This window comes from Paraburkholderia oxyphila NBRC 105797 (assembly GCF_000685075.1).
GTDB classification, from domain to species: domain Bacteria; phylum Pseudomonadota; class Gammaproteobacteria; order Burkholderiales; family Burkholderiaceae; genus Paraburkholderia; species Paraburkholderia oxyphila.
Map to the genome: position 1 here is coordinate 97,827 of NZ_BAYD01000028.1, position 8,225 is coordinate 106,051.

Consider the following 8,225-nt stretch of genomic DNA (forward strand, 5'->3'; position numbering starts at 1 on the left):
GGCGGACAGCCGCCGATCGTATGGATATCGCACTGTCCAGTGGTCCTCAGAGTGGGACAGGGTGGACTTGATCTGATTGAAAAAAAAACCGCGTCGCGATGGCACGCGGTCAGTCTTGGGAAGGTTGCCCTCGCGGGCGGGGGATGTTGTCCGAACAGGCCGGAATCAGGACGCACGAAGTGCCTTGCACTTTAGGTCGATGCGTCAGTGACGCGACAGGTACTGACAAGAATAGGCGTTCGATGCAACCGCACGCGAGCAAAAGATGACCTGTTCCCGCGCGCTTTTGGAAACTTGACTTCGCATCGCGCTCGATAGACTGGACTCAGCAATATGTGATTTCAAACTGGACTCCACAGCCTTGTGAGATCCCAGATGAAGTCGGACCTTGCTTTAACGGGACGCGCAAGTCGGACTTCATGTCCAACCTTGTCGTTCAACCGATCCGCTCCAACCGGGAAACATACACACCATGAAAACATCGGTCTTCGCTATCGACGTCGGCTACGGCAACACCAAATACGCATACCGCTCGGCGAGCGGTACGGTCGCGACGGGCATGTTTCCGTCGCTCGCACCGCTGGCCACAACTCACTCACTCTCTGGAGACGGTAAAGGCGTTCTAGCATCGCGCAACGTCGTCTCTATCATGATTGACCAGAACGAATATGAAGTGGGACCGGACGTGTCCCTGAGTACCGCCTACGGCACGACGGGCAGCGCTCTCGCCGACGACTATGTGATGACCGACAATTACGCCGCGTTGCTCTTCGGTGCAGTCCATTTTGCTGGCGTCACGCATATCGAACGCCTGGTACTTGGCCTGCCCGTTCACAACATGAAGAAATATTCGACGGTGCTCAAGGAACGCTTTGCTGGTAAGCACGATTTTGGGCTCGGTCGCGTGGTGATCGACAAGGTCATGGTGATTCCCCAGCCGCTGGGGTCACTCGTATTCGCATCGAGTACGCGTGGAGCCAGCTTCAATCGCGACGACGCGCATCTGGTCGTCGACGTCGGCTATTTCACGACCGACTGGGTCTATGCGAACGGTTTCACGATGGACGATACGCGCAGCGGCGGCATGCCCGGTGGCGCGTCGCAGATCTATCAGCGCATCGCACGTCTGATCTCCCTGGAACAAGATGACAACGTGACTGAGATTGAGCTTATCGACAAAGCGCTGCGAGAGCGCAGGCCGTTCCTCCTCTATGGAAAGGACATCGATCTCTCTCCTTATCTCGAGCGGGCCGATCCGGTCGTTGCCAACGTCGTGCAGCAAATGCAAAACAGCGTCGGCCATTTGAGGAATGTGCGCTCGATCATCCTCTCTGGCGGCGGCGCAGCGCTGTATGCGTCCGCGATCCGGCGTGCGTTCCCTCGAATCGTGATCGAGGTGATCGACTCGCCGTGCATCGCAAACGCCCGCGGCTTCCTGCTTGTCGGCGAAGCCGGCCTTGCACGCGATCGCCGCGCAGCATGAACAACAAAATCGAGATGACCGTGACGGTCAATCCACTTGTCTCGCCGAAGCTCTTCCAGCGACTGCGCGCATGCAGCTCGCCGCGCGAGCGCGCAATCGTGTTCCGCGCGCTCGCTGAAGCGAGGCTATGGGACGAGACCATGGGCAATGCACACCCCGTCGAGCGTGGCGCCCAGGACCGTCGAGAGGCACCCTCCGTACCGGTTCCCAACAGGCAGGATCGCCCGGTTCCGCAGGAAACGGCGTCATCGCAGACGGCCGCGACAAGGTCTGCAGCAACCGAGTCACGCAGCCCGATTGCCCCCTCTACAACGGGAAGCGAAATGGCAGTCTCGTTCGACGCCTTCCAGCCTGTGCGGTCTGCCGACTCCAAAGGCTCTGGCTCGGCGTTCGACGCGCTCAGCAATGACTTAGCTTTCGATCAGTTTGACTAAACGAGCGCAGCTCTGAACATCCCTGTCCCTTCGGTCTGCTGGCGAAACGACAAAGGCCGGAGAGACAGCAGAGGGAGCGCTCATCGCGGCGCGACTTGACTTCAGCATGGGCGTGCCATCATGAAATCAGATGCCGGAGCAACTTCCTTTACCGGCATATACCACCCGAAAGGAGCAGTCAACATGGAATACGAACGCCTCGTCGAGATCCTTCACGGACAGCGCCTGGAAGAGCCCCTCACCTGGGTGTATATCGGCGCGCTGATCGCGGTTGCGGTCGCTGGATGGAAGGTTGGCGGTGTACTGCTCGACGATGCCCCGAACGTTGGGGAAAAGTGATGGACAGGCTCGAAAACGCATGGACCACTTTCATGCACTGGCATTGGCTTGTGCGCCGTGCCGCGATCGCCCTTGCCTGCTATGTTCTTGCGATGATCGCTGTGTGGCTCTACGCCGAAGGTCTGCAGGCTGTGGGTAAGCTTTTCTTCACCGCGGGCAGTATCGGTTTCAGTTGGGCAGTAGGGTTCCTGTATACCGTGCGCACCGTGATCTCCCTGGTTTTCAGGTGCCGTCGCATGTTCATGTAGTTACTGCAACGTTTCGTACGGACGAAAAAAAAACGGCGGCCCATTGTGTGTTGGGCCGCCGTCGTTTCTGGCGTTGAAATCATTGTATCGTTTTCGCTGCCACGAGTATGAGACGTCTCGTACAGAAGTCGAAGGCCTCGTCAAAAGACTGATCGCGACAGACCGTTTTACAGCTGGTGCGGTCGAACACGTCGTAGCCAGTCGCATCCGACTTGAGCACCGGCTGATGCCCGTTCGCTGCGCCGTTGGTCGCGATGATCGTAAACTTGTTGCCGACTTTCATCTGGAAATAGCTCATTTCTGCCTCAAATGAAAAGAGCCCGACGGACCATCCCCGGCGGGGATGAATCCCCACCGGGCAGGTTCAAGAACAGGCCGGACCAGCCGGCGTCAGTCAGATGGCCAGCGCCACGCGCGATGCGTCAGGCGCCGGACGCCCCAAGGGGGCAGTTTCATGCGCTGCAATCCAGCGCGACTTCCATTGATCCGCGAAATCAGCGCCGCGCAGCTTCGGTCGACGCAGCACCACCGTGTAGCCTTCGGCGCGCAGCCGTTTCGCGAGGATCATGCCAGCGCTTACACCCGGCGATTGCCCAGTCTTCGGATCGACATGGTCAAAGTCCATGAAGATGTGAACGACCTTGATGCCGAGTCCTTCCGGGACAACAAACTTCGAAAGAAGGATACGGTTCAGGCAATTCCAGACCGGTATGCCAAACTCCATGAGTGCGCCGTAGACCGTTTCCAGCCCCTCGCCCACACCGATCTCACCGTCGACCGGAGACATCAAACGCACAGCGCCGCCCGCAAGCGGGTTGAGCGTCATGTCGTTGAGCTTCGCATCGAGGATCTCGCCGTCCGACGACACGATCGCCGCCTTCGCAGGCTTGACCGGATCGAGGAAGGTGCGATGCAGTGTGCCAAGACGCCCGTCGGGTAACTCGAAACGCGCCACGATGGCCGGCCACTGGCCGAGCACTTTCTTTTCGTGTCGGTACTCGAGCATGCCAAGACGCAGCGCCGGCGACGGCCCGACCGTCAGCCCGGGCACGCGCTCCTGCAGATAGCGCATCGTCAGATCGCCCACGGCCTGCGGCCGCGCGTTAGCCCACATGCCATCCAGACGCTTCGCTATGAACGCTGGATCGGCCTTGCGCTTCGGAGCGGGAGCCTTTGCACTGTTTGGTGCGCGCGTCGGCGGCGGTGAGCCCCCGTCGAGCTGGTGCATCAGGCGGTACAGCCCGATCCGGTTTGCACGCGAGATCAACTGAAGCCCATCGCCGGCCATCGGGTAGCCGTCGTTGCACTTGCGGCAAACCCAGTCACCCCGGCCATTCCTGTTGTCATAGGTAAAGCGGTCATCCCCACCACAGACCGGGCATGCGCACGCATTACCGGTCAACGAGTCGGCGGAAATGCCATAACTCATCAAGGTCGAAATCCACGCTTCCGGGGAGAGCGCGAATCCCTTCAGCTTGCGTTGCAGCCACTCGTACTGCTCGGGTGACAGCCCGCGTCCAGACGTACTCATTGGTCACTCTCCATTTTGGAAGTGGGTTGGTCGGTGCCAGAGACAGGCGTGAAAACGCTTGCTCAAAGGAGTGGCCCGCGCGAAGCGAGCTGCTCTTTTGAACACGTTTCAGGTGTGGGAGAAAACGAGGCCTCGCGATACGCGGCGGAGGCAGATGGGAGGCGCTAAGCAGCGCACCCGGAGGTGCGCCACGAAACGTCAGGTGAGAGTTTTCGGGAGCAAAGCGATAAGGTGAGAACTTACGGGATCAGATGGAGGCCCATGCTGCGCGTGGACAGCCATCCCGGTACGGTATGCCGTCGTCGAAAACTGCGAAGCCGCCGCCTGCATGCCCTGCCGCAGCCACAGGCGTGCGGCCGCCCGCTGCAAGTGCCGAAGCACGACCGCCACGAGCTCTTGCGCCCTGTTGCGTCGAACGCGCCGGCTGCTATGCAGGACGGGTGGCAGGCGTGCCCTGCTCAAAGCCGTCATCGTCACCAGGCTCTCGACGCTCGCCGCAGTTGCGACCGCCGAGCATCTGTATCTGGTCCGCGACGATCTCCGCCGAGCAGCCGTCGGGGCCGTCCTGCGCCTGCCACTTGCGCGTGCGGATGCGGCCTTCAATGTAGAGCGACGAGCCCTTCTTCAGATATTCGCTCACGATTTCAGCGAGACGCCCGAAGAACGACACGCGGTGCCATTCGGTCATTTCCTTGAACTCGCCCGACGCCTTGTCCTTGTAGCGGCCGGTGGAAGACGGATGTTGGCCGCAGCGTCGCCGCTGGGCAGATAACGCACTTCGGGATCCGCGCCGAGACTGCCGACGAGGATGAGCTTGTTGACTGATTCCATGGGGTAACGCTCCTGTTAACGTGTAATTGACCAGAGCCATTTGTCCCAGAGAACCTGCTGGCCGTTATTCATGATCGGGCGACCACCATCGGTGAACGCCGGTACCTTGGTCTTTTCAAGCCGACGAACCGATACGGAGTCGCCGACGCGGCAGCCGCATTGCGCGATTGCATCCTTCAGGCCTTCGCCCTGGAGCGTGCGCTCACCCCTCGCCGTTTCAATGTGCATCGCGAACGAGGTGTAGAACGGCTTGCCACCAGGCTTGCGGTTGGGAAACTTTTCCTCACCCCAGCCAAGCACTTTGCCGACCGTCGCCGCCTGGTAATCGTCACCTCGCTGCAGATGCTCGCGCGAATGGCGCCGCCGAACCGGTGTCGGCTGCGCGTCGTCGTCGTGCGTTTCCGCAACAGCCGGTATGGCCGGGTCGGCCTCGGCCGGCGCGGTTGTCAACGACATACCTTTTGCGCGGATCGCCGTCGCTATCGCCTCCTTGAGCGGCATGCGATGTTCGCGGAGAAGTGACCAGTGCGGCGCGAGCTCCGGCAGGATCTTCGTGCCGAACGGTGTGTCACTCGGCTTCTCCTCGAACGCCGGCCCGAACTGAGCAACGCAGTCGCCTTCGTCAACGAAGAGATGCGGCACGCCACTGATCGTGACGAACGTCTCGTTGGGTGCGCCCTGCCCAATCTCGCGCGGTTGCGGCGGAGATTGAGGCTCACTCCGGGTAGCGGGTGCAGGCGGCACGTGCGCTGCCTGCGCCCCGGACGGCCGGTTGGGGAACAGGTCCGCGAAGGCGCGGAACAGATAGCTCGCGGCCATTAGCTCGCCTCCTCCATCGGTTTGCGGAAGTACTTGCGACGCACTTGCTCCAGGTCGCGAGCGAGAAGCGGTCTGTCGAGGATCACCTGCTGCAGCGTCTCGGGATCGATGCCGTTCACGCGGCACACGTGCTCGTACGACAGCGCGCCGTCCCAGTAGCCCATGATCCAGCCGAGCGTCGCCTCATAGTCGTCGACGTCGAGCCGGACATTGCGCAGGCGCTCGCTCAGGAGCGTCGCGCAGTCCATCAGCGACTCGGGCATTCGGTCGCCGCGGCGGCTATCGCGGGCAAGTGAGATCAGTGCGTCGATCATCGCGTCGCGCACGGAGGCGCTCCAGAGACTCGGATGCGGAAGGGGGTCGGGTTTGGTGGGAACGACGAGTACCGGAAAGGCCTCGCCGAAGATGTCGAGCTGCCAGGCAGCGACTTCTGCTTTCATGGGATTGCTCCGGTGAAGCCGGGCAATCGCATACCCGTGGCCGGGAATGGATTCCCGGCTTGGGCAAGGGTCCGCTGCGGCCAAGCCGCGGCGGAAGGATATGACTGGACCCTAGTCTCGGGTTCCGGTCTTCTTCAGGGGGATGACAACAGCCGATTTGGCGTATTGCCTTTTCGGAGCCGTTTCTACAGCGGACGCTGCAGGTGCGGGCGCCACTGAAGCAGCGCTCGTCTGCGTTTCAGGCTGTGCCTGCTCACGCGCCTTGTCGGCGAGCTCGCGTGCCGCTTCGCGCTCGGCTGCCTCGAGAGCTTTCGCCTTCTTGTGCAGCCAGCGTGCGCCAAGGGCACCGAGAAAGAGGCAGACGAAGAACGACATCGACGCCAGATACACGACGAGACACAAGGCGAGCAGCTTGCCCGGGGACTTGATCACGTCCCTGATCAACAGATTCAGCATTTTTCTCTCCAGAAAAAATAACGCACCAGGGGATGTCCAGGCATGGCCTGGGATTTCGATGCTCGTGTCGAGCAAAGAAAACCGGCGAGTAGCGCGTTCGCCGTGACCCATGAACGGATCACCGCGGACGGACTCGCGAAGCGGTAGAGCAAAAGGAAGAGGCGGCACGAGGACCGTGCTGAGGTTCGATGCGTACGGGACGCGGGGATACGTTCAGGCTAACGGTTCGGTTGAGCATTCGCGCGCCCGAATGCTCACGATTTCCAGTGGGCTTACGTTCGGACTACCAGTTCGTTTAGGCGCCTAAACGCTTAACCCCGGAATGATGCAGTTTTTGTGGAGCTTTTCGGGCTTAAACATTCAAGTGCCTGTAGCGCGTCGGTATAACTTGACTTCACCCGTAGCCTGGCAGACTCGACTCGTCCTCATTCGAGGGAGCCCGTATGTCCGGCCTCTTAGCGTATCGCGCCCTCAGGTACATCTTTTGGAGGCTCATCCGGCGCGTCCGTCGTAACCGGCCAGCCCGCGTGTGTGGGGTCAGACAACCGTCAAAGCGCTAAGTCCAGACGGCGGTTTCCCCTCATGTGCGCGGCGAAGCCGACGAGGCGGTCTTGCGCGCCGAATTGAGCATCCTTTTCACGTCCCCATGCGATAACGACTTCTACCTGCACGAGCGCAGTGCTTCGTCACCACTGCCCGACAGGCGTTTCCGACCCTGGAGATCGGGCATATCGCGGCGACCACGTTCGGCCTGTGCAGGATCGACACAGAGAACTGAGGTGGCTCCATTGAGCCCGGTGCGCATCACGACGAGCCTGTAGGCGTGCGCTCGAACGGTGTACGCGGCGTATCGCGCACCCCTCGCCCAAACGCACGAAGACTGCGTCTCTGAACGCGAAACTTCTTCGGTGTGAACCACTGAGGGACTCGGCGCATGCATTTATTGCTGGAATAGAAATATATTCTCACCTCAATCGTATGTGCGAAAAGACTAAAGAAGTCGCAATCGATGCCGTTTCAATAAACGGCCCATCTGTTAAGAAAACGCTACATGTTTTCGTCAGCTTTCGCGAAGCCACGTCCAGAAAGGGCGCGTACGCTAAGCGTGACACTCGTGAGGCAAAAGGAACTTGCGGACATCGCGATTCCACGGCGGGATAGCCAAAAGCTCCCAATAAACACACGCAAGGAACAAGAAAATGAGCAACGACAACAAGAAGAAGAAGCCACCCCTGGACCCGTCGTTCGACCCAAGCGTCCCGGAAGACGGCGTCGCGTTGCCGGAGGACGAACGCGAACTCCGCGATCTCTATAACCGCCATTTGCCATCGGCCGCCGACATCGCAGTCACGGCCCGCGACGCATTCGGAGACAAACTACCTGAAGAGTTGCTTCAGAATGTGATGCACTGCAGTACCGAGATCAACGAATCGGTACGTCGTATCATGCACGCACACATGGAGCTCGGATTCCAGTTCGGAGTCGTTCTTCGCACCATCCACACTGCGTACATCGCGTCATACGGTGACAGCAGCATGACCCAGAAACGCGCAACCGACGACACCTACGCGTACATCGAGAAGCTTCACCGCATCTCGGGAGCGAAAATCCGCCTGCACCTTAAGGCGTATGCGAGGTTTAAGG

The 8,225-nt window shown here is 60.2% G+C and carries 10 protein-coding genes and 1 pseudogene; 5 read left to right on the plus strand and 6 right to left on the minus strand.

Going from position 1 to position 8,225, the window contains the following annotated elements; translation table 11 throughout:
- The first annotated feature begins 472 nt into the window (after positions 1–472).
- From BO1_RS19080 to BO1_RS19095, 4 genes are all read left to right on the plus strand, one after another.
- Positions 473–1,483, plus strand: a complete 1,011-nt coding sequence (locus tag BO1_RS19080; protein WP_028218930.1) for a PRTRC system protein D — start codon at positions 473–475, stop codon at positions 1,481–1,483.
- Positions 1,480–1,917: a hypothetical protein gene (locus BO1_RS51710; RefSeq protein ID WP_043285407.1), complete on the plus strand. Its 438-nt coding sequence runs from the start codon at positions 1,480–1,482 to the stop codon at positions 1,915–1,917. Before BO1_RS19080 ends, BO1_RS51710 begins: the two co-directional genes overlap by 4 nt.
- Before the next feature lie 183 nt (positions 1,918–2,100).
- Positions 2,101–2,256 carry a hypothetical protein gene (locus BO1_RS59265; protein WP_156992316.1) on the plus strand — a complete coding sequence of 52 codons (156 nt, stop codon included), beginning with the start codon at positions 2,101–2,103 and terminating at the stop codon, positions 2,254–2,256.
- A complete protein-coding gene (locus BO1_RS19095) occupies positions 2,256–2,504 on the plus strand; it encodes a hypothetical protein (protein ID WP_028218931.1) in 249 nt (82 codons plus the stop codon). The genes BO1_RS59265 and BO1_RS19095 overlap by 1 nt, the downstream gene beginning before the upstream one ends.
- 79 nt (positions 2,505–2,583) lie before the next feature.
- On the opposite strand, the gene BO1_RS19100 is transcribed toward BO1_RS19095, so the two are convergent.
- From BO1_RS19100 to BO1_RS19125, 6 genes and pseudogenes are all read right to left on the minus strand, one after another.
- A complete protein-coding gene (locus tag BO1_RS19100; RefSeq protein WP_028218932.1) occupies positions 2,584–2,802 on the minus strand; it encodes a hypothetical protein in 219 nt (72 codons plus the stop codon).
- Between the two features lie 96 nt (positions 2,803–2,898).
- Entirely contained in the window at positions 2,899–4,035 is a 1,137-nt protein-coding gene (locus BO1_RS19105; RefSeq protein ID WP_028218933.1) for a DUF7146 domain-containing protein, read from the minus strand.
- 459 nt (positions 4,036–4,494) lie between these two features.
- Positions 4,495–4,866: pseudogene (ssb, locus tag BO1_RS51715) on the minus strand (single-stranded DNA-binding protein); the annotation flags it as partial.
- A 15-nt stretch (positions 4,867–4,881) separates the two neighbouring features.
- Complete coding sequence (locus BO1_RS19115) at positions 4,882–5,685, minus strand: hypothetical protein (RefSeq protein ID WP_028218934.1); 804 nt, start codon at positions 5,683–5,685, stop codon at positions 4,882–4,884.
- Complete coding sequence (locus BO1_RS19120; protein WP_028218935.1) at positions 5,685–6,125, minus strand: hypothetical protein; 441 nt, start codon at positions 6,123–6,125, stop codon at positions 5,685–5,687. Before BO1_RS19120 ends, BO1_RS19115 begins: the two co-directional genes overlap by 1 nt.
- Positions 6,126–6,236: 111 nt before the next feature.
- Positions 6,237–6,692: a hypothetical protein gene (locus tag BO1_RS19125; RefSeq protein ID WP_245643837.1), complete on the minus strand. Its 456-nt coding sequence runs from the start codon at positions 6,690–6,692 to the stop codon at positions 6,237–6,239.
- A gap of 1,088 nt (positions 6,693–7,780) precedes the next feature.
- Here BO1_RS19125 and BO1_RS19130 point away from each other — a divergent pair.
- The coding region (locus tag BO1_RS19130) for a hypothetical protein (RefSeq protein ID WP_028218937.1) at positions 7,781–8,225 on the plus strand (445 nt) is incomplete at its 3' end.